An 18531-nucleotide genomic window follows, 5' to 3' on the forward strand; every position below is an offset into this window, starting at 1 on the left:
TCCTTGCTTAGAAAGCTCTCTACCGCTATTGTCCGCTAGAAAAAGTTTGCCTGCTGTAATTCGTCGGCCGCGAGCTATCAGTTCTTAGTTAATTATCTTTGAGTAGTGACACGTCTGTGAAATCCCGTTCGGCCAGGCCGTCCCCCAACAGCAACCGATTTCAACCGAATTAGAACTTGCGGCATCGCACCAATCCCCCGGTCGAGCTCGGATTTGTAGGGATGTTGGGTAATACCAGTTAAAAAAAAGAATGCAACTGTAGGCCCGTGCTCCAAACCCTTATCTCATCAGTCATTCCCAATTCTTTAATTCTTAAATTCTTCCATCTAAAATGGTGTAAGTCCTCAGAACGATCGACTTTTGGCAGAAGCCCCTTCTTGCTTGCTCCGTGAAAGCTATTTCAGGGGTGTTATTTTTAAGTTTGTGGCCAGCGGGGATTTTGAAGTCTCTTTGTGAAGGTGGAATTATTACGGGGATCGGTGCGCTTTGGCATCTGATAAATGATAGATTAAGGGTAGCGCTTTGACTAGCTGACCCAAAATCCTATCCATTGCTTAGGGGTTTTTTAAATGAGTACGTTAATTAGCTTGGCATTGCTGATCGCTTACGGTGGCGGTATTTGGAAATTTTGGAATGGGTTCAATCGCACTAACTTCGACAGAAGTTTTACAAATCGCCTGAAGCTCTCCCTGCTCTGGCCCGCGTTAATTTTTAATAAGCCTTACCGCCAAAACTTTACAAAAGCTCTCAAAGCTTCTAAAAGGTAATTCAAGAATGTCTAAAAAGTCCGATCGCCCAGTAGCGGGTCAGGAGCAGACTTGGTTTGCTAAAGGAAAATCAGATAGCTGGCAAGTCTTACTGTCGCAAGTCGCTTCTCGATTCGATCGCGAATACCGAGGAGAAGCTTTCGCCTTACCCGAAGAAGTCGAAGCAATGCCGATTTTCCTAGAATCAGTTGCAGGAACTCTCCAAGCAAAAACAGTTTCTCCCTTCTGGAAAATTGCCAAACCTCAAAAAAATCAGCGCTGTTTAGACATTGGCTGCGGAGTCAGCTTTCTCATCTACCCTTGGCGGGATTGGGAAGCATATTTTTACGGTCAAGAAATCAGCAGCGCAGCGCGAGACGCCTTAAACGCTCGCGGCCCTCAGCTCAATTCTAAGCTGTTCAAAGGCGTAGAATGGGCCCCCGCTCACCAGTTAAATTACGAGGAGGCTCAGTTCGATTTATGCCTCGCTACAGGCTTTAGCTGTTACTATCCCATCGACTATTGGAGTATTGTCATGGGAGAAGTAAAGCGGGTACTCAAACCGGGCGGTCATTTTGTTTTTGATGTCCTCAACCCAAATGCTCCTTTAGCAGAAGATTGGGCAATTTTGGAAACTTATCGAGCCGGAGAAGTATTTTTAGAGACAATAGAAGATTGGGAAAAAATGATTAAAGCTGCGGGCGCTAAGGTAGTAAAAAAGCAAAGTGGCGACTTATTTCAAATGTATAAAGTTGAATACAATTGAGAGGTTAAGGGGAATAGGTAATTAGTTTTGTAGTCAAAACTTCAATCGTCCCAAGCCTGGTCGGGCGGACGAAAAACAACTTGATTCTTAGTAGATAAAGTAGGGTGCGTCAGCCCGTAGAAATTAGTTTGAAAAGCAACAAATATTCAAGCTGACGCACCCTACTAACTACTAACTCACAATAGTGAAGCAAGCAGATTGGATATTACCCATTTTCATAGCGATTGCCAATTACCGATGCCCAATTAATTTTCGGTAGCCGCAGGAGATGGCGCTGCTTCCGGCGAAGGCGACACTTCCGGGGCAGGAGATGGCGACACTTCGGCGGCAGGAGATGGCGCTGCTTCCGGCGACGGTGACACTTCCGGGGCAGGAGATGGCGCAGCTTCCGGCGATGGCGACACTTCCGGGGCAGGAGATGGCGCAGCTTCGGGCTGCGGGGACTCTTCGGTGGCAGGAGATGGCGCAGCTTCTGGCTGCGGGGACTCTTGGGCGGGTTGCGGTTGAGGAGAAGGCGACTGTTCCGCGGCTGGTTTCGGTTCAGGCGAGGGCGACGGTTGAGCCGCAGGCTTGGGTGCGGGCGGCGACGGTTGGGTCCCTGGCTGTGGTTTGTTTGAGGGGGCCGGCGGCTTCTCAAACTGCGGTTTCACTTCAGTAGGCGCTGGGGAAGGTGGCTGGCCTGTTGGTCTGCTGGGCGCTGTCTGGGCGGGCGCAGGCTGCGACTGGCCTGGTGGGTTGGGCCTGGTTGGGGTGAGAGGAATGCCACTACAAAGTTTTTCGTCGTACTTAAACTCGACAGTCAGTTGGTAAAGCTTGTGCGTGCTGGCTGCTTCAAATGTTAGAGAAGGGCTAATAATCGCAATTTTAGCCGCATTATCGAGAATACCGTAACCCGTGGGGACGATCGGCTGTGGCTCGGCCTTGAGCAAGCCTTGAGGGCTGACAACAGCTCCAAAAACTGCTCTTCCTTGGAGTTTTTGCGAGCAAGCTGTTACGGGATAAGGGACAGGCACAGGAGTCGGGGCTGTCATTTCCAAGTCAGGATAAGCCTTTTTGAATTTCTCAAACAAAGCATAATAGGTCTCTCCAGCCGCCAGCAGTGTCTCTCTGTCGGTGGGTAAGTTTGAACCCGGTTGACCGGACTGTCCTAGCTGTCGCTGTCCCTCTTCAAATTGTTGTCTCCTGATTCTTTCTTCGGGAGTTTCTGCGATGAGATTCCTTTTATTGGGATCTTTTTGAGTCAATTTTGGTACTCCATCGGGCCCCACATTCCTGCCAATTGGGAATTCCGGGGTAAAGACTGGAGCTCCGTCTGGAAATAGTGGGAGTCCGCCTCTACTGGCTATGATCTTTTTGAGCGCCTCTGCTTCATCTTCCGAGCCGCCGCCGGGAAGCTGGGGCGGTTCTGGCAGCGAGGGTGGTTGCGGGATATTGCGATCGAAATTACCAGGTAAGGGCGGGAAAAGAAAACCGCTGGGAGGTACGGGTGGGACGAAAGTGGGTATTGGCTGGGAGGGGGCTCTGACTGTTGGGGATGGAGTTTTGGGAGGTGGTGGGGCTGTTGGGGCCGTGAAGGGCGGGAGAGGGGAAGGAGGCAGAGGCGAAAAGAATCCAGGAGGGGGCATCCCCGGCGGCATGGCGGGCAAGTTGATGGTATCTGGTGCGGGGGGCAAGGGCGGGGCTAACTTTGGCCCTGGCCGAAGGGGAACTGGTGCGATCGAAAATGGCGTAAATCGCGTATTAGACGGTTTCGGTGGTATGGTTTGTGGCAGGCGGCCGGCTTCTGCGGGAGTTAGTTCTACTAAGCCGACAGAACCGGGGATATTTTTTGAGGAATTTCCACCATAAATTATGTTTGAGAGCGTCGGGGCGGTTGCTCCGAGGACTCCGTGCAGGCCCACAGAAGCTAGGGCTGCCCACCAAAAAGGCTGGCGCAGCGGTTCGGAAAGGGTGTTTGCTAGGGAGGAAGAGTCAGTCATTTAAATTTTAGATTTTAGATTTTAGATTTTAGATTTTAGATTGGGGGATTTGGAGATGGTTAGATTTTAGATTTTAGATTGGGGGATTGGGGGATTGGTAATTTATATTGTTGTGGTTGTGATTGAGTGTGAATTCGTTTTAATGAGGAGAGGTTGGGGAATTCAAAGGTATAATTTTAGCACGGTCGGTATCGAAATTGCCCGATCGACTTTTATTGAGATTTCGCGACCCTCACATCAAGCACTCAAGCCTAGAAACCGGGTTTTTTTGCTGGTTCAACGCTGTTATAGCAACCGCCAATAGGGTGAGGACGTTGTTAATTGCTCAAACCATTGTTTTTCTTGCCTACTGCCTTTGACCGAATCCTATACGCGGTTTCTCAGGTATTGTTGAGAATGGTGAGCGGGGCGTCAGGCGGGTCGGACTGGGGCGAGCAAAAAACAGACTGCACCGCTGCTATACCTTCTTTTTCCGGGATCTGGATCGCCACTAATTCATTAAACACGATCGAGCAAACGGATCGACCCCTGTTTCCAATTCGGTTACACAACCGGATTCATCCGTGGAAGTAATTATTCAATCCAAAATCCCAAATCCCAAATCCAAAATCGATGGATTCACCAGCGATAGCGGTAATTTTTAAAAGGAGCTCCCTCGATGGTGAGCAAGTCGATGGGATAAATTGGAGCGCCGCTTGCCATATATTGAAACATTTCCCGAACTTCCTCTCCCCGCAAGGACAACTGGTCTAATTCCTTGAGAGAATACCAGCCAGCGCACAAAGTATGCTCATCCGGCTTACTCTTGGGCGGCGTCTTATCTTGTGGACGAGCCACAAAAATGACTCGGAGGCGCACATTGCCCCTAGGCATCACTGTGTGCTCTACCCGGAGAATTCCCTCAACGATGATGGAAATGCCCGCTTCCTCAAGGGTATTACGCATAGCAGCTTCGAGCAAAGTCTCCCCTTTTTCCACTCGCCCTGCTGGGAGATACCACTGCTGCTCGTACTTGCGCTCTTGTACCAGTAGAAAACGGTCTTCTAAGTGAACGACAACTAGGGTAAAATACCATGTTTGAATCGGCTCGCGAGCCATAGAAGTAGATATTCCCTAAGCAAAAGGTTAAACGAGTGGCAGATGTTAGCAATCCAAAGGATGCTTCGGCAAGTGTCTTTTAACTTGAAAAACAGATCGTAGCACTCCGACCGCAAAATCTAAAATCTAAAATCTAAAATCTAAAATTGACAATGCCATTACCAACCGTGATTTTACCAGGATATTTTGCTGCTGCTTCCGACTATCGGGAATTAGAAAAGTCTCTGGTCGATCGAGGTTTTCCAACAGTAACAGTGCCTCTGGGCAAGGGAGATTGGTTGCCGACTTTTGGCGGGCGGTCGATGGTGCCAATTTTGCGACAGCTCGATCGCACAGTCAAACAAATGTTACAGCAATACGGCGTTCCGCAGATCAATCTCGTCGGTCATTCCGCCGGCGGCTGGATTTCTCGCATCTATTTGGGCGAAAAGCCTTACACGATTCACGGCGACGTGCTTGAGGATGCGGGTTTGTGGGAAGCTCACCCTTATGTGAATACTTTAATCACTTTAGGCACGCCGCACGTCTCTCAAGAGCGCTGGACGCGCAAAAATCTAGATTTTGTGAAAATTCACTATCCGGGGGCTTTTCACCCGCAGGTGCGCTACGTGTGCGCTGCTGGGAAGGCTGTTTTTGGCAAGCGCGGTTTTGGGACTTGGCTGGCTTATAAAAGTTACGAATTGACTGTGGGGAAGGGCGAAACTTGGGGAGATGGAATTACGCCGGTGGAAGCTGCTGTTTTGGATGGGGCAGAAAATCTGGTGTTGGAGGGGGTTTGGCATTCGCCTCGTTCTCCGGGGAAGTGGTACGGTTCGCCGGAGGTTTTGCCGGCTTGGATTGAATATTTGCGTTAGAAATGAACCGCGAAGACGCGAAGGACGCGAAGGAAGAAGCAGAAGGTTTAAGGGGCGGATTTAGTTAAAATTTGATATTAAGCTGTTCTACATCTAAATTGCATTTTTTGTGCGGGCGAGACGCCCACCCCACAAGAACTTTATCAAATTTTGACTGTGTAGTTTAAATGCAGAACAGCTTAGGAGCGAGTTTAATGCGACAAAACTCGCTCCCGTGATGCTATGTTTACTTGAATTTTTATGGCTAACTGAATAGATTAAAAAAATATTTTATGTGGCATCATCGGTAAGATTCAGAAGTCACGGCGAACCACACAATCAAATTATACGTTGGCTGGGGTGGAATTGGGCGAAAATGCTACTGTGCGCTTGGACGCAGATAACGAATTTCAGCCTGATGCTTTGTTGAGAATTGATGCGGGAGGTCGATCGCAAATTAGGGATGATGATTATGTGCGATCGCACTCCGTAGAATCATCGCAGTGTTTGGTATTTGGTGTGAGGGGCGAGCGTTTTTTTTTCACTCAAGCATCGCTTTCCGTCTAATCCTCGCATTATCATAGTAGAAATAGAATAAGATTGTGAAAGGTCAACAAATGGCACAAATTACCACGACTGAATTACCTCAAACCCTCCAGACTCTACTTATAGAGGTCGAACGTACCAAAACCCCTCTAACCGTCATCCATGAAGGAAAAGCATTAGTGATTATTTATCCTGCGACCACCCAAGCTCAACGCCCCACCTTTGGTGCAATGAAAGGAAGCGGTGAAATATTAGGAGATTTAATTGCTCCTGTCGCTGAACTGTGGGAAGTTTTGGAATGAAACTTTTACTTGATACCCGCATTTAGCTAGCGATCGCACTAGACTGTTGCTTGAACAAGCATATCCTCTACCTGCCTAATTTGCTTCCAATCAATTACTGCAACCCAAAGACTTTCCTCTTCTGAATATTGCACTACGCCATCGACTTCTAACTCTTCGTTATACAATGCTAAAAATTTGCCATCTTCCAACTTAATATTTTGGCGACTCAAATCTTCAATCGTACCAACGCAATTTAGGCGAAGGCGACCTTGTTCATCCGCATTATGAAAGTCTGCAAAGATTCTGGGATATTTCATATTTTTACTTTACTCAGGATGATTGTTGTGATGGATTAGGAATCGTTGGTGTCAGCAGCAGACTTGCTTGTTCTGGTGTTAAGCCAGTTAATGTTGCATGATTTGGACTTCGGCCAGAAGTACGGATGACATCTCCATCGGACGATCGAACCTCACCCACTGTGGTCACACCAACTTGTCCATGAGGGATTGTCTCTGCTAACTCTGCTACAGATAATCCTACTGCACATTCTACAGAAATTCCCGTGATGCCGCTGGGGTAAGTTGCCGTGCTGCGTTTAATATCTTCGCTTGCGATTACGACCCCCACGAACTACTAAGGGCTCGTGTGGAATTCTTTCCACAAGTGTAGGCTGTTTGATTTAAGTACGCGCTATACTTTAGCAGAAATCTTTGTCCATAGGGCGATCGATCTTTTGTTTAACTCAAGCATCGCACTCTGTACAATCATCGCACTGTTTAGTATTTGCTGTGAAGGGCGATCGCACTCTCTTGGACAAACCTTACGAGAGGGATCTCGCACGCGAGGTTTGATTTGGTGAGTCAACAATTTGAACTGCACTCACACATCTCAATTAATGCCACTATAATTATAATTGTTTGTCATCAGGGCTTTATGTCAGCAAAGGATAAATTTCATGATGTTGTGAAGATTGCGTTGCAAAAGGACGGTTGGCAGATTACAGATGACCCACTTTCCATCAGTGTGGGTGGAGTTGATATGTTAATCGATCTGGGGGCGGAACGTCTGCTGGCAGCCCAACGGCAGGGCGAGAAAATTGCTGTATAAATCAAGAGCTTTTTGAATACTTCACCGATAACAGATTTTCATTTAGCGGTTGGACAATTTATCAACTACCGTATAGCACTCAAGTTTAAAGACCCCCAACGTCAGCTATTTTTGGCAATTCCTTTGACGGCGTATAACGATTTCTTCAAGCGAGAATTTACAACCGCTGTTGTGGAAGATTACCAGTTAAAATTATTGGTTTATGACGTAGAAGAAGAGGTAATAGTTTTATGGAAAAAATAGAAAAGTATCGGGATTGTATCAAACAAATTCTCACGAAATATGCTGCCTACAAGCCTTCTTATGGAGAAGTGGATGTGCAAGTTGTTTTTGACACAGAACACAATCATTATCAAGTTGTTCGAGTGGGTTGGGATAACAAACAGCGAGTTTACGGTTGTCCTATACATCTCGATATTAAGGATGACAAAATCTGGATTCAGCAGAATGGAACAGAAATCGATTTAGGGCAAGAGCTGGTTAATATAGGTGTGCCGAAGTCGGACATTGTGGTTGGGTTTCATCCACCTTATATGCGTCAGTTCACAGAATTTGCAGTGAGTTAAAACTAACGTTGATGCTTTTGGTTGCAGACATCGATCGCTCTTGATGCGTGATGGGGCGATCGCTCATCAGAAAAAACAAAGGGCGATCGCCCTTTCATTTTAGGCGATATCTCATCAGAAACAAGAAAGGGCGATCGCATATTGCTTAAACAATTCATTTTTCTCTTGGGTAAAGCTCAAAAGCTAACTCGTGACGAAAAAAACAGACATTAAACTCCGAGAAAAAGTTGAGGTGTCCAAGGATTACAGGTGCATCTGTCGATCGAGTCCAAGCGAATGCCAGCAAGAGCGACGAAAACTGAGCAACTGTAGCCGAAAGCACCAATCCCCGCGCCTCACTGTGAGCCAAATTCCCACTCAATTGAATAGGAACGGTTTGCTGTTCCCATGTTGCCCCTAGTTGTAGACCAATCTGATAAGGCAAAACGTTGACACTTGCACCCGTATCCAACAATGCCATCACTTCTACGGAGTTGCTGCCGTTGGAGAGAGTGATTGGCAAATATGGCATGATACTCGATCGCCCTAGGCTATCAATTCGCTCTATAAATGGAAATCGCTGACTATTAAGCATGAGCTGATTCTTGGGCGGCAAGTAGAAGTTCTGATAATGCTTGAACTGATTCTCGATCGGCCTGTGGAGACCATACAACTGCACTCGTTGATGCTAGTTGATTCAAAAGTATATTTTCTGAATTAGTATCTTCAGCCAATTCTAGGCTGCATCCTTGTTCCTTGGCAACTGCAAGTAGGAGAAAGTGAATGAGTCGCAGTTTATCTTGATGAGATAATTGATCGACGCTGGCTAAAAGCTCGCTGAGAGGCATATCGCTTGTTTAAGATTACATACATTTATTTTAGCCTTTAAACTCGTGTTTTAATGGCGATCTGCCTTTCTTTTGCTGGGGCGATTCCCTATGGGATAGCTACGCTTCACGCCTAGAGTGCAACCATAGCCCTTTGAAATGGTGGAAATCGCTCAGAGTGTGAGTGGAAAAAGAGGTTGGGTAACACGAGGGTTAATAGAATATGCTTGGTGGGCGATCGTGCTAGACTCCTTGTGGAAATTGCTCTGGATTGTTATCTCTCAGGGCTTCTCTTAGTTGAGATATGGTTTCTCTATTATGTGACTCCAAAATGATATTAACAACGAAGCTGTGATTCCGCACAACCTCCTTTTTTATTTCCATAACTCTTGCTTCAAAAGAGAAAGATTGGTTTTGTAATGTATCATCTGTTCTAACTCCTACCCTCCATTTCTCGATATGAACGACATCTCCTTGAGATAAATTGGGATCAAAAGTATAGGAATCGACTAGAAGTTCGCCTCCTTTTCCTTCATTTTCAAGGTTTGTAAGTAACCACAGCCTGTAAGAAATTTCACTAATTGGTTGACACATAATTACCACTTTCAGTATTTTTGAGATAGACAGCTTTCAGTCAACTCGATTCAGTTATGTGCTTCCTGAAAAGCTTGAATTGCAAGCCTTTGTTGTTCTTCAGAAAGGTAATTGATTGATGTAAGCAGTGCAGTTTCTAGTAAGTCATCACCGTACACACTATGATTGATTCCTCCCACTATCGGATTAAAGGTGAACTGTCCCTTCTCGTATGCAGAAAGAAAACGACGATAGCTAGAAATAGCTCCTTGATAGTCACCAGTCTCAATGCTAGTGCTGCCTATAGAAAGGAAAGCTTTTCCATAGTCAGGAAACTTCTGGATAATTTCTTCATATTGCTTGATTGCATCCTGCAATCTTCCTAACCTCTTGAGAGTGCCAGCACGATTGTTGTAATACATTGGCTTATTACCATCGACTGCTATAGCTTGATCGTAGAGGTATAAAGCATCCTGAAACCTTCCCATTCTTGCATTTACATTTCCTTGGTAGTACAAGAGTTCTGCCTTAGCTACGCTCTCATAGCTTGTCATGGTAAACACCTTTATTTATGCTTTGTAGTTCTCCTAATTATCCTTATAAATTAAAACTTTGTCTAGTCAAAAAATGTTCTATTTTGCAGACAATTTTCTCCTGCTTTCATTTTGTCTTATCTAGTTTTGTACGAAAATGTACTAAAAAGCCGGAAATCTAAGCTACAATACACAAAACTCTCGCATCTCCCTGCCAGATGAATCTTAAAGAAATGTTAAATGTCGCCGATCGCATAGTTTTCGAGAAAACAGGTCAGCACCTTGACGATTTACAAGCAGCGGTACTGCGGGGAACTATACAACGCGAGAAATACAAAGAAATAGCGAAAGATTTTGACTGTTCGGAAAGTCGCATCAGGGAAATCGGATCGGAATTATGGCAGATACTTTCAGAAGAGTTGGGAGAAGATGTTAATAAAACAAATTTTAGATCGGCAATGGAGAGGTTGGAAGTTTCAATATATTCAAACGTTGCACAAGAAGAATCGGTGCAAATTAACAGCGTTAACATCTGTGGAGAAGCTAGACACCCGCCAAATATCCCAAACTCAAACCCACCAAATCAGGAAACATCTAACCCACAACAAACTAAAACTCTACATCAAGATTTAAGCGAAATGCCAGAGGTGGGCGATTTCTACTCGCGCACGCCCGAACTCCAAACCCTCACCACCTGGATTCTACAACAACACTGCCGCCTCATCACCCTCACCGGCATCAGCGGTATCGGCAAAACATCCCTAGCAGTACAACTCGTACAACAAATTAAAGACGAGTTTGAGTACGCAGTTTGGTACACACTAGACGAATTCCCCACCCTAGAAAAATTTAAATCTAACCTAATACAGCTTTTTTCCCATTCCGAAAAACAAGATTCATCCCCAACAAACCAGAAACCCTTACCGCTGATTAAGTATTTACAAAACCATCGCTGTTTAATAGTCTTAGATGACGTTCACCACCTTTTCTGTAGCGGCGAATTTGCAGGAAAATATAAACCAGAATCCCAAGAATATCGCACCTTATTCAAACAAATAGAAAAATTATCCCATCAAAGCTGCTGTATGTTAATCGGTTGGGAACAACCGAGAGAAGTGACTCAAGTTAAAAGCCAAAATACTTCTATTCGCACCTTACAACTCCAAGGTTTAGACATCGCCGCCGGACGGGAAATACTCAGAGATTATGGGTTAGAAGAAAGCGACAACAGTGAAGCACTCATTCATCGCTACCAAGGCAACCCCCTATGGTTAAAAAGCGTGGCGAATCTGATTCAAGACTTGGGAGGAGGCGTGACAGAGTTATTACCAAATGATACGATATTGTTGCCGGAAGATTTGAAAGATGTTTTACAGCAACAGTTCGATCGCCTATCCGAACTAGAAAAACAAATAATCTCCTTGTTAGCGAAAGAAAGCCAGCCGATCGATCGGGCAAAATTGCTAGAAAATGACATAATTCCGGCTTCAGATTTACCAAATGCGCTGCAATCTCTATCGCGGCGCTGCTTGATTGAACAACAAGCAAATTTTTACACGATTTCACCTGTACTGAGGCAATATGCGATCGCCCGTGCAGTGTAATTTATACAACCATTGCTTGCATTCTCGCCCTTCACCCAAATTACGAGAAGTGGCAATGGGCGATCGGGTAAATGGGGCGATCGGTTCGATAGAATAATTGGTAGTAGCAATTCCATTGTTTGCCATGACGCTAAAAGAATTAGAGCCTCAACTGCTGGCACTCTCTGACGACGAAAAAGCTCAAGTCGTTCAACTCCTATCTCAAGGTAAAATCACTCCTTGGCGCGGTATTGAAAAAACGCCTGATGTTTGTGGCGGGAGTGCCTGCATTGCTGGAACTCGCATCACCGTTTGGGGACTTGTAGAAGCTCGTCGCCTTGGCTATAGCGAAGCAGACTTACTCACAAGCTATCGATTGCTATCTGCTACTGATATTGCTAACGCTTGGGCCTATGCTGAAGCCTTTCCCGATGAAATTGAAACAGAAATTCGGGAAAACGATGGAGTGATGGACGAAGATTTGTAGCCGATGGCACGTCCTTATGCCGATGAGCAATACCCCTATCCTGTTGTAGAATTACTGAGAGCTTTAGGACACGATGTTTTGACTGTCCAAGAAGCAGGCAGAGCGAATCAGAAAATTCCTGACCCGGATGTTTTAGCTTTTGCTAGTAGCGAAAAACCGGTCGTCATTACCGAAAACCGTAAAGATTTCTTTCGGCTGCACCGCATACAGCCCCTTCATGCTGGCATTATCGCCTGTACGAACGATCGCAATTGGGAAGCGCTGGCTAACCGAATCCACACTGCGATCGTCGCAGCAGAACCTTTGGAAGGTAAACTGATTCGCGTTGTGCGCCCTGCGTTGTCACCGTAATACCCCGTTGATTCTTTAGTCTCTGAGAGAGGGACGAAAGTTTGTGTAGGATCGGTTTCAACCGCTGATCGATCGAGGGAATAATCAACTTCTGCTATACATAAAATCGCACAAACAAAAACCGGGCAACTTCAAAGCTACCCGGCAATCCTAACTTTAGACTTCAGACAAATCTAAAATCTAAAACCTAAAATTCTTAAACAGCCACAGTCTTTTTAGCAGAAGAGCTCAATTCGCCCTTAGCATACTTAGCTGCAAAATCGTCCAAAGATACTTGCTTAATCTTTGTACCGTGACCGGCGCAACCGAAAGAATTATAGCGATCGCTACAAACCTTCTGCATATACTTGATCGACGGCTTCAAGAAGTGGCGGGGGTCAAACTCGTCGGGCTTGGCAAACAAAGCTTCGCGTACCGCAGCGGTAATCGCCAAACGGTTGTCAGTATCGATATTGATCTTGCGAACGCCGCACTTGATACCCTTTTGGATTTCTTCCACAGGTACGCCGTAGGTTTCGCGGATTTTGCCGCCGTTGCTGTTGATGATTTCCAGCAATTCTTGGGGCACAGAAGAAGAACCGTGCATTACCAAGTGAGTATTCGGCAAGCGGCGGTGAATTTCTTCAATGCGGCTGATTGCCAAAATTTCGCCAGTCGGCTTGCGAGTGAACTTGTAAGCGCCGTGAGAAGTGCCGATCGCGACTGCTAGAGCATCAACGCCGGTTTGCTCAACGAAATCCACAGCTTGTTCAGGATCTGTCAGCAACTGATCGTGAGAAAGCGCACCTTCAAAACCGTGGCCGTCTTCTGCTTCGCCCATCCCTGTTTCCAGAGAACCCAAGCAACCCAGTTCGCCTTCAACGCTAACGCCGATCGAATGAGCAACATTCACCACATCGCGAGTAACTTGAACGTTGTACTCGTAGCTAGCGGGAGTCTTAGCATCCGCTTCCAGAGAACCGTCCATCATCACGCTGGTAAAACCTTGGCGCATGGCAGAATAGCAAGTGCCGGGGGCATTGCCGTGGTCTTGGTGCATGGAAATGGGAATGTGAGGATAGGTTTCAACTGCTGCCAAAATCAAGTGGCGCAGGAAATTTTCGCCAGCGTAGGAGCGAGCGCCGCGAGAAGCTTGCAGAATCACAGGGCTGTTGGTTTCGTCAGCAGCGCGCATGATCGCTTGGATTTGCTCCATGTTGTTGACGTTGTAAGCCGGTAGGCCGTAACCATTTTCAGCCGCGTGGTCGAGCAGCAATCGCATAGGTACAAGCGCCATAGATATTCCTCCTAATTATTTGTGATTTTTGGGCAGTGAATTTTGGACAAGCTCAATTCTTACGATAATCTTAAGACAATTTGCCACCGATCGCGCACTATCTTTCCAGATTTACTAAAAAGTTCAACAAACAAAATTTTGAGTTCCAAGCATTCCACTCAAAACTCAAAATTTTTAACTCACAAATTTTTATGGGTCGCCCGGGATTTGAACCCGAGACCAATCGGTTAAAAGCCGAATGCTCTACCGCTGAGCTAGCGACCCGCGAAAACATTGTTACCGCACACAATTTCTAATAGTAGCACCCCTCATTTGAAATAGCAAGCGTTTTTTAAATAAAATTTGCAGTCATGCGAACCAGCATCTCGCAAGTCGCGCCGGGGGGCAAATAAATCAAGTGTTCGCCAGTGTTGAGGGCATTTCGAGGAGCAGTCCAAGGTTCCAAACAGTAAAAATCCTTGCCCTTCACCATCCAGAAAACCAACTTCCCATAGCTGGAGTTGTAACTGACGGTCAGCCGCAAGCCGCTCGCCGCGTCAGTAACAGTAGCAGCAAGGCCAGTGAGCTCGTCAAAGGAAACATCAATTTCATCCAGCGTCGGGTCAAAAACCCCAGTGAAGTAACCCTTTTGGTGGGTGTTCTGATCTCTGTACTGCATCCCCGGAATCTCAAAGCGGAGCTTAGATTTGTCCGTCGCCAAAAAGTAGGGGTGCAAACCACTAGAAAACGGCATGGGTTCGGCAGACAGATTGGTGTATCGCTGAAAAATTTCCAAAGAATTGCCTTTAATCTGATAAGTGAAGGCTAGTTGGAAATCAAAGGGATAAACAGCCAGCGTCTTGTCGCAGCTATCGAGAATCAGCGTCAGAGCGGCGCAACCCTCCGTAACTTGTTCGCCTATTTTCCAAGGCAAGTCGCGAGCAAAGCCGTGCTGTTTGAGCTTACGCTGCACTCCCTTGTGCGTGTAAGTATTCTCCGGGAGATTGCTGCAGATGGGAAACAGGATGGGAATCCCGCCACGTACAGTTAGATCGGGATTGGCGAACCGTTCCGCGTCCAAGTAGAAGATTTCTTTGCCTTCAACCAGCCAGCTAGTGGCAATACCGCCCCGTTCCGGCACAACTTCTAGAGTAGAGTTAGCGGTTTCGTCGGAGAGGATATAGGTTTTGTACTGCTTTTGCTTGAGCGCGATCGCAAACACATTTGTCATCGGTAGTAGGTCATTGATCATGGGTTGTCAGTAAATCGATCGTTAATAATTGGTCGCTAGTAAGTTGATGTTCACCCATTACCGCCCCTATCCTCCCCCTGCTGCCTCGCTCCGGCCCCCACCGGCTAACCAATGCTCCCACCTATAGGAGGCAGGGCGATCCGCTGCTTGGAGCGGTTGCTGCGGGTAGCTGGAACGATCGCTGAGGTCGGCTGCCCTTTGAGTGCGACTTCAAAAGATACAGCCCGACTGGGGGGAAGATAGCTTTGGGGACTCGGCACTGCTCCTTGACTGGGAGAAGGGGGCGAAATAAACGGTTCTTTGATGAATGGCTCTTTTGTAAACGGATCTGGTTCCCGGCTGGGATTTTGAGGTTGAGTGGGGTAGATGCGCGGTGGCAAATTTTGATTCGGAGGTGGGTTTGATTCAATTGCAGGCCCCGTCCCGTTCGGGAAAAATGAGGAGTTGTCCGGCTGTTGGGGCGCAGCCGGCAAAGTCGGCAAAATCAAAGTAGGTTTGGGTTGTCCGGGGCCTTGCTGATTGCTTTCACCGGAAGTTCCCCCGGAACCTCGCCCGCGCTGGTATGTACCGCTCTTGGCTGCTCCTGGCAAGGTCGAATTTGGAGTTTTTGATGCCGATCCTGGCTGGACTAGGGAATCGAGAACTACAGAAGATGGCATCGGTCGATCGAAAATACTAGAAATTTGCTCGACGCGTTTGAGGATGCGATCTGCTGCGGCTCCCTTCACCACCTTCGGCTGAAACTTTTTCACCTCCACAGGCAGAAACTCTACCTTCATATTCCTGTCTTTGAGCGATACTTTCAGGACGGCGGTATCGTAATCCCTGCGAGCATTCGGGCCGAATATAAAATTACCCAGCGAGTAAACTATCGGGCGACCCTTGTAAATTTCTGCACCTTGCAGTACCTGGGGATGGTGTCCCACTACCAAATCAGCTCCTTGGTCGATCGTGAACCGAGCCAAATCAATCTGCCAGTCCCCCGGATAATCTGCCAATTCGACTCCCCAGTGGTAATTAACAATAATCCAGTCTACCTGACCCCTAAGAGCTCGAATATCCTCGGCCACGCGATTGTTGCGACGGGGATTAGTGCCCGCTTTCCCTTGGTCGGCGACGTTAAGCTCAGCATCGTAATAACCGAGGTAGGCAATCCGCTGACCCTTAACTTCAATAATATCTGGACGCCTCGCTTCTTTAATATCTCTGCCGGCTCCCAGGTGTTGAATCCCACTATTATCTAGAGTATTCATAGTCTCCACCAGCCCCGGTTCCTCGTAATCCATAGCGCGGCTATTTGCCAGATTGACAATATCCACTCCTCCGGCTGTTAATACTTTCACCGATTCTGGATCGGCTTTAAAATTTAATTGTTTTTTGCCAGAGCCCAATGTAGAGCGAGTCAGGGAGTTTTCTAGGTTAACCATCGCCACATCTGCTTGCCGGTACTCGTCCATATTGGCGAAAGCCCATTGGTGATCGTTGGCAGCAGATGCTCCGAGCGCATCCGATAGATTCACATTTCCTCCGAACATCAGCGTTACTGTTGGGTCGTAAGGATTAGCAACTTGCTTTTGCTGTACTACTGGTACCACTTCTAAGGCCGCTTGCACCGTATCCGCACGTTTTGGAGGCGGCCCCGAAATTCCAGCAGTTTGCTGGTAGCCGGATACTCGAGATCCTAACTGCAGGGTCACAGCCTCGTGGTAGCTGACCCAACACCCTAAAATAAATGAGGCAAGTGCCGATCCCACTAGCAGCAGAGAACGATACGTTTTAAATTTAACCCAATCGACAACCGGTAGGGAACGGTAACGCCGCCGCTGGCGGTTTGCCGGAGTCACAATTCGCACTGACTGTTTCCAGAGAATGTCTGCATCCCCAGCCAAGCGCGCGTGAATTCGCACTCCTTCTACTGCTGGCGAGTTGAGTCTCCAGAGTTGGTGGCAAATAAATTTGACTAAGCCTTCCCGGATAGTGCTCCCCAGTAAGGTAGTATCTGGCGCAAATTCGCGCTGGAATTCTACGAGGATTTGGACGCAGCCGGCCTGAGCCTGTTCGACGCGGGCATAAATCCCTTCGGGGCGCAGCAAGCTGTCAATCCAGTAATTCAGGGCTTGAAAGTTGCCCGATCGCGCTAGCTCCAAGATAGACGGCTGCGACCAATTTTCTGCGTACACCATCAATTAGCCTCCTTAATACGCACGAGCGATGACTCCAATTTGTTTTGAACGGAACCGCAATTCTTTTAGCTTAACCGCCACAGGTTCCGCTGCCCGTTTTGAAGCTAGTTGTTGGCCGCCACCATTTTCTACATTTAGGGGCTGCCTGCTGTCAGTGATTTTTATCACACTCCGGTCTGTTGATTTTAGATTTTAGATTTTAGATTTTAGATTGAGTTCATAGGGGGTACTGGGGGCTAGAACTAACCTCCAAACAAGAGGTTTCTGGGGGAGTTGAGGCATAAGAGAGCGAGATATCTGAGGCAGAGTCTGTTTTTATTGTCGCTGTTTGAGTGTCGCTTTAGAGCTTTCGTTTCGAGATTTGAGATATGAGATTGAGCCTTGACGGCGTTAGCGGGCGATCGAACAATCGATTTTAAATTTTAGATTTTAGATTTTAGATTGAGGAAAGAGTGGGTACTGGGGGCTAGAAATAACCTCCAAACAAGAGGTTTCTGGGGGAATTGAGGCATAAGAGAGCGAGATATCTGAGGCAGAGTCTGTTTTTATTGTCGCTGTTTGAGTGTGGCTTTAGAGCTTTCGCTTCGAGATTTGAGATTTGAGATTGAGCCTTGACGGCGTTAGTGGGCGATCGAACAAACGTCGAAACACTCTTGTTTCTGGGGGACTTGAGGCAAAAGAGAGCGAGATTTTTGAGGCAGAGTCTGTTGTTATTGTCGCTGTTAATCGGGTGCCGTCGTCAAGTCCTCATGCTCGGATCTATGCTGGCAAATGCCTCTCACGAGGGATGCCACTGACTGGAAAACCTGTAATTGGATAAATGGCGTACTCGATAGATTTGGTGGTAAAATCAAATTTGGTAACTCCCATCGGTACAAAAGTTGCGGAAAACGTGAAACTGGCCAGTCCATACGGCTGTGCCTTCCGATGTAAAACCCAAAGTACGTTACGGTAAACAGACCATATTTTAAGCAAGTTACACTGCGCAGGAGAACTGACAAATGCTACAGCGCAAAATCTATCAACTCTGTTGTGATGGTCGTGAGGTTTCTATTTTTCTTCGAGATCAGCAACGTTGGATAGAGCGCGCTCGTATCCTAGATATTGAAGGGGATCTAGTCACGCTGCGCTACGAAACCGACGAAGAAGACGAAATCAGCTCATGGGAAGAAATGGTGCGTCTCGAAAGTATTGGATCTGTGTCCCAGAAGTTGGCTTCGGTATCCCGAACTAACTGCGAACCCCTAGTTTCTGACGATTGTCCCGAAGCCGAACAAATTCGCAATCACTACCCCGACTCGAATTTGGAATAGTTTTGAGCTCGCGCTTGAGGCAGAAGGAAAACTTGGGGGAAAAGAAAACGGCTTTTCTCCCTTTTTTGTGGAGAAATTATGCAAAAAACCCAGTTTAGGCCAAAAATATTCTGGGTTGTGACCCCATAAGCTATTTTCCCTTTAAATTTAAGCTTGATGGCGGGATCTCCGGCCCAACCCATACTCCCCACAACAGCGTAAGGAATGAGAATTAAATAACTTCCACTCTTGATAGTGGGATGGGCGTCCCGCCCGTCCAAAAAGGACGGG

General features: G+C 46.9%; 23 protein-coding genes, 1 tRNA gene and 1 pseudogene. 11 read left to right on the forward strand and 14 right to left on the reverse strand.

The window, feature by feature from the left end; genetic code table 11:
• Positions 1-569: 569 nt before the first annotated feature.
• Complete coding sequence (locus QUB04_RS20055) at positions 570-767, forward strand: hypothetical protein (RefSeq protein ID WP_333143062.1); 198 nt, start codon at positions 570-572, stop codon at positions 765-767.
• A gap of 7 nt (positions 768-774) precedes the next feature.
• A complete protein-coding gene (locus QUB04_RS20060; RefSeq protein WP_333143063.1) occupies positions 775-1512 on the forward strand; it encodes a class I SAM-dependent methyltransferase in 738 nt (245 codons plus the stop codon).
• Positions 1513-1757: 245 nt separating this feature from the next.
• Here QUB04_RS20060 and QUB04_RS20065 read toward each other — a convergent pair whose 3' ends face one another.
• Positions 1758-3491 carry a hypothetical protein gene (locus QUB04_RS20065; RefSeq protein WP_333287013.1) on the reverse strand — a complete coding sequence of 578 codons (1734 nt, stop codon included), beginning with the start codon at positions 3489-3491 and terminating at the stop codon, positions 1758-1760.
• 618 nt (positions 3492-4109) lie between these two features.
• Positions 4110-4589 (reverse strand): NUDIX domain-containing protein, encoded by a 480-nt coding sequence (locus tag QUB04_RS20070; protein ID WP_006633478.1) that lies wholly within the window; start codon positions 4587-4589, stop codon positions 4110-4112.
• 152 nt (positions 4590-4741) lie between these two features.
• Between QUB04_RS20070 and QUB04_RS20075 the strand changes: the two genes are divergently transcribed.
• The 3 genes from QUB04_RS20075 (at position 4742) to QUB04_RS20085 (ending at position 6270) form a co-directional block, all read left to right on the forward strand.
• On the forward strand, positions 4742-5443 hold the full coding sequence (locus QUB04_RS20075; RefSeq protein ID WP_333203674.1) for an alpha/beta fold hydrolase: 702 nt from the start codon (positions 4742-4744) through the stop codon (positions 5441-5443).
• 330 nt (positions 5444-5773) lie between these two features.
• The gene (locus QUB04_RS20080) at positions 5774-5989 is read left to right on the forward strand and encodes a hypothetical protein (protein WP_333287015.1); all 216 of its coding nucleotides are present in this window, start codon (positions 5774-5776) and stop codon (positions 5987-5989) included.
• A gap of 50 nt (positions 5990-6039) precedes the next feature.
• Positions 6040-6270, forward strand: a complete 231-nt coding sequence (locus QUB04_RS20085; RefSeq protein ID WP_333287017.1) for a type II toxin-antitoxin system Phd/YefM family antitoxin — start codon at positions 6040-6042, stop codon at positions 6268-6270.
• A 38-nt stretch (positions 6271-6308) separates the two neighbouring features.
• Here the strand turns inward: QUB04_RS20085 and QUB04_RS20090 are convergent, their stop codons facing one another.
• On the reverse strand, positions 6309-6569 hold the full coding sequence (locus tag QUB04_RS20090; protein ID WP_333287018.1) for a hypothetical protein: 261 nt from the start codon (positions 6567-6569) through the stop codon (positions 6309-6311).
• Positions 6570-6582: 13 nt separating this feature from the next.
• Positions 6583-6879: a flavoredoxin gene (locus QUB04_RS20095; RefSeq protein WP_333287020.1), complete on the reverse strand. Its 297-nt coding sequence runs from the start codon at positions 6877-6879 to the stop codon at positions 6583-6585.
• Between the two features lie 306 nt (positions 6880-7185).
• Here QUB04_RS20095 and QUB04_RS20100 point away from each other — a divergent pair.
• Positions 7186-7602, forward strand: a pseudogene (locus tag QUB04_RS20100) (XisH family protein).
• The gene (locus QUB04_RS20105; RefSeq protein ID WP_333287022.1) at positions 7590-7925 is read left to right on the forward strand and encodes a XisI protein; all 336 of its coding nucleotides are present in this window, start codon (positions 7590-7592) and stop codon (positions 7923-7925) included. Before QUB04_RS20100 ends, QUB04_RS20105 begins: the two are co-directional and overlap by 13 nt.
• Before the next feature lie 2 nt (positions 7926-7927).
• Here QUB04_RS20105 and QUB04_RS20110 read toward each other — a convergent pair whose 3' ends face one another.
• The 5 genes from QUB04_RS20110 to QUB04_RS20130 all read right to left on the reverse strand — a co-directional run bounded on the left by QUB04_RS20110 (position 7928) and on the right by QUB04_RS20130 (position 9858).
• Positions 7928-8083 carry a hypothetical protein gene (locus tag QUB04_RS20110; protein ID WP_333287024.1) on the reverse strand — a complete coding sequence of 52 codons (156 nt, stop codon included), beginning with the start codon at positions 8081-8083 and terminating at the stop codon, positions 7928-7930.
• Positions 8080-8499: a hypothetical protein gene (locus tag QUB04_RS20115; protein WP_333143073.1), complete on the reverse strand. Its 420-nt coding sequence runs from the start codon at positions 8497-8499 to the stop codon at positions 8080-8082. Before QUB04_RS20115 ends, QUB04_RS20110 begins: the two co-directional genes overlap by 4 nt.
• The gene (locus QUB04_RS20120) at positions 8492-8752 is read right to left on the reverse strand and encodes a hypothetical protein (protein WP_333287026.1); all 261 of its coding nucleotides are present in this window, start codon (positions 8750-8752) and stop codon (positions 8492-8494) included. Before QUB04_RS20120 ends, QUB04_RS20115 begins: the two co-directional genes overlap by 8 nt.
• A 222-nt stretch (positions 8753-8974) precedes the next feature.
• Positions 8975-9325, reverse strand: coding sequence for a hypothetical protein (locus QUB04_RS20125; protein WP_333246884.1), 351 nt, complete (start codon positions 9323-9325; stop codon positions 8975-8977).
• Between the two features lie 50 nt (positions 9326-9375).
• Positions 9376-9858, reverse strand: a complete 483-nt coding sequence (locus QUB04_RS20130) for a tetratricopeptide repeat protein (protein ID WP_333287028.1) — start codon at positions 9856-9858, stop codon at positions 9376-9378.
• A 197-nt stretch (positions 9859-10055) separates the two neighbouring features.
• Between QUB04_RS20130 and QUB04_RS20135 the strand changes: the two genes are divergently transcribed.
• The 3 genes from QUB04_RS20135 (at position 10056) to QUB04_RS20145 (ending at position 12258) form a co-directional block, all read left to right on the forward strand.
• Entirely contained in the window at positions 10056-11441 is a 1386-nt protein-coding gene (locus tag QUB04_RS20135) for an ATP-binding protein (protein ID WP_333287030.1), read from the forward strand.
• Positions 11442-11565: 124 nt separating this feature from the next.
• Complete coding sequence (locus QUB04_RS20140) at positions 11566-11907, forward strand: DUF433 domain-containing protein (protein ID WP_333287040.1); 342 nt, start codon at positions 11566-11568, stop codon at positions 11905-11907.
• Positions 11908-11910: 3 nt separating this feature from the next.
• Positions 11911-12258, forward strand: a complete 348-nt coding sequence (locus tag QUB04_RS20145) for a DUF5615 family PIN-like protein (RefSeq protein WP_333287032.1) — start codon at positions 11911-11913, stop codon at positions 12256-12258.
• Positions 12259-12454: 196 nt separating this feature from the next.
• Here QUB04_RS20145 and fba read toward each other — a convergent pair whose 3' ends face one another.
• From fba to QUB04_RS20170, 5 genes are all read right to left on the reverse strand, one after another.
• The gene (gene fba, locus QUB04_RS20150; RefSeq protein WP_006633469.1) at positions 12455-13534 is read right to left on the reverse strand and encodes a class II fructose-bisphosphate aldolase; all 1080 of its coding nucleotides are present in this window, start codon (positions 13532-13534) and stop codon (positions 12455-12457) included.
• Between the two features lie 192 nt (positions 13535-13726).
• A tRNA-Lys gene (locus tag QUB04_RS20155) sits at positions 13727-13798 on the reverse strand.
• Positions 13799-13865: 67 nt separating this feature from the next.
• Positions 13866-14735 (reverse strand): aldose epimerase family protein, encoded by an 870-nt coding sequence (locus tag QUB04_RS20160; protein WP_445301077.1) that lies wholly within the window; start codon positions 14733-14735, stop codon positions 13866-13868.
• A 134-nt stretch (positions 14736-14869) separates the two neighbouring features.
• Entirely contained in the window at positions 14870-16948 is a 2079-nt protein-coding gene (locus tag QUB04_RS20165) for a CapA family protein (RefSeq protein ID WP_333287035.1), read from the reverse strand.
• 12 nt (positions 16949-16960) lie between these two features.
• Positions 16961-17116, reverse strand: coding sequence for a hypothetical protein (locus QUB04_RS20170; RefSeq protein ID WP_158307982.1), 156 nt, complete (start codon positions 17114-17116; stop codon positions 16961-16963).
• 833 nt (positions 17117-17949) lie between these two features.
• On the opposite strand from QUB04_RS20170, the gene QUB04_RS20175 reads away from it, so the two are divergent.
• Positions 17950-18261, forward strand: coding sequence for a DUF6679 family protein (locus QUB04_RS20175; RefSeq protein ID WP_015177146.1), 312 nt, complete (start codon positions 17950-17952; stop codon positions 18259-18261).
• Positions 18262-18531 lie beyond the last annotated feature (270 nt).

It is taken from the genome of Microcoleus sp. D2_18a_B4, assembly GCF_036702475.1.
Taxonomy (GTDB): Bacteria; Cyanobacteriota; Cyanobacteriia; order Cyanobacteriales; family Microcoleaceae; genus Microcoleus.

Excerpts from the sequence above, each read along its gene's own strand:
- QUB04_RS20145 (WP_333287032.1), top strand. The coding sequence starts at position 11,911 with ATGGCACGTCCTTATGCCGATGAGCAATACCCCTATCCTGTTGTAGAA.
- QUB04_RS20070 (WP_006633478.1), bottom strand. The coding sequence starts at position 4,589 with ATGGCTCGCGAGCCGATTCAAACATGGTATTTTACCCTAGTTGTCGTT.
- QUB04_RS20060 (WP_333143063.1), top strand. The coding sequence starts at position 775 with ATGTCTAAAAAGTCCGATCGCCCAGTAGCGGGTCAGGAGCAGACTTGG.
- QUB04_RS20120 (WP_333287026.1), bottom strand. The coding sequence starts at position 8,752 with ATGCCTCTCAGCGAGCTTTTAGCCAGCGTCGATCAATTATCTCATCAA.
- QUB04_RS20175 (WP_015177146.1), top strand. The coding sequence starts at position 17,950 with ATGCTACAGCGCAAAATCTATCAACTCTGTTGTGATGGTCGTGAGGTT.
- QUB04_RS20125 (WP_333246884.1), bottom strand. The coding sequence starts at position 9,325 with ATGTGTCAACCAATTAGTGAAATTTCTTACAGGCTGTGGTTACTTACA.
- QUB04_RS20140 (WP_333287040.1), top strand. The coding sequence starts at position 11,566 with ATGACGCTAAAAGAATTAGAGCCTCAACTGCTGGCACTCTCTGACGAC.
- QUB04_RS20165 (WP_333287035.1), bottom strand. The coding sequence starts at position 16,948 with ATGGTGTACGCAGAAAATTGGTCGCAGCCGTCTATCTTGGAGCTAGCG.
- QUB04_RS20115 (WP_333143073.1), bottom strand. The coding sequence starts at position 8,499 with ATGCTTAATAGTCAGCGATTTCCATTTATAGAGCGAATTGATAGCCTA.
- fba (WP_006633469.1), bottom strand. The coding sequence starts at position 13,534 with ATGGCGCTTGTACCTATGCGATTGCTGCTCGACCACGCGGCTGAAAAT.
- QUB04_RS20105 (WP_333287022.1), top strand. The coding sequence starts at position 7,590 with ATGGAAAAAATAGAAAAGTATCGGGATTGTATCAAACAAATTCTCACG.
- QUB04_RS20135 (WP_333287030.1), top strand. The coding sequence starts at position 10,056 with ATGAATCTTAAAGAAATGTTAAATGTCGCCGATCGCATAGTTTTCGAG.
- QUB04_RS20110 (WP_333287024.1), bottom strand. The coding sequence starts at position 8,083 with ATGAATTGTTTAAGCAATATGCGATCGCCCTTTCTTGTTTCTGATGAG.
- QUB04_RS20090 (WP_333287018.1), bottom strand. The coding sequence starts at position 6,569 with ATGAAATATCCCAGAATCTTTGCAGACTTTCATAATGCGGATGAACAA.
- QUB04_RS20075 (WP_333203674.1), top strand. The coding sequence starts at position 4,742 with ATGCCATTACCAACCGTGATTTTACCAGGATATTTTGCTGCTGCTTCC.
- QUB04_RS20065 (WP_333287013.1), bottom strand. The coding sequence starts at position 3,491 with ATGACTGACTCTTCCTCCCTAGCAAACACCCTTTCCGAACCGCTGCGC.
- QUB04_RS20055 (WP_333143062.1), top strand. The coding sequence starts at position 570 with ATGAGTACGTTAATTAGCTTGGCATTGCTGATCGCTTACGGTGGCGGT.
- QUB04_RS20130 (WP_333287028.1), bottom strand. The coding sequence starts at position 9,858 with ATGACAAGCTATGAGAGCGTAGCTAAGGCAGAACTCTTGTACTACCAA.
- QUB04_RS20085 (WP_333287017.1), top strand. The coding sequence starts at position 6,040 with ATGGCACAAATTACCACGACTGAATTACCTCAAACCCTCCAGACTCTA.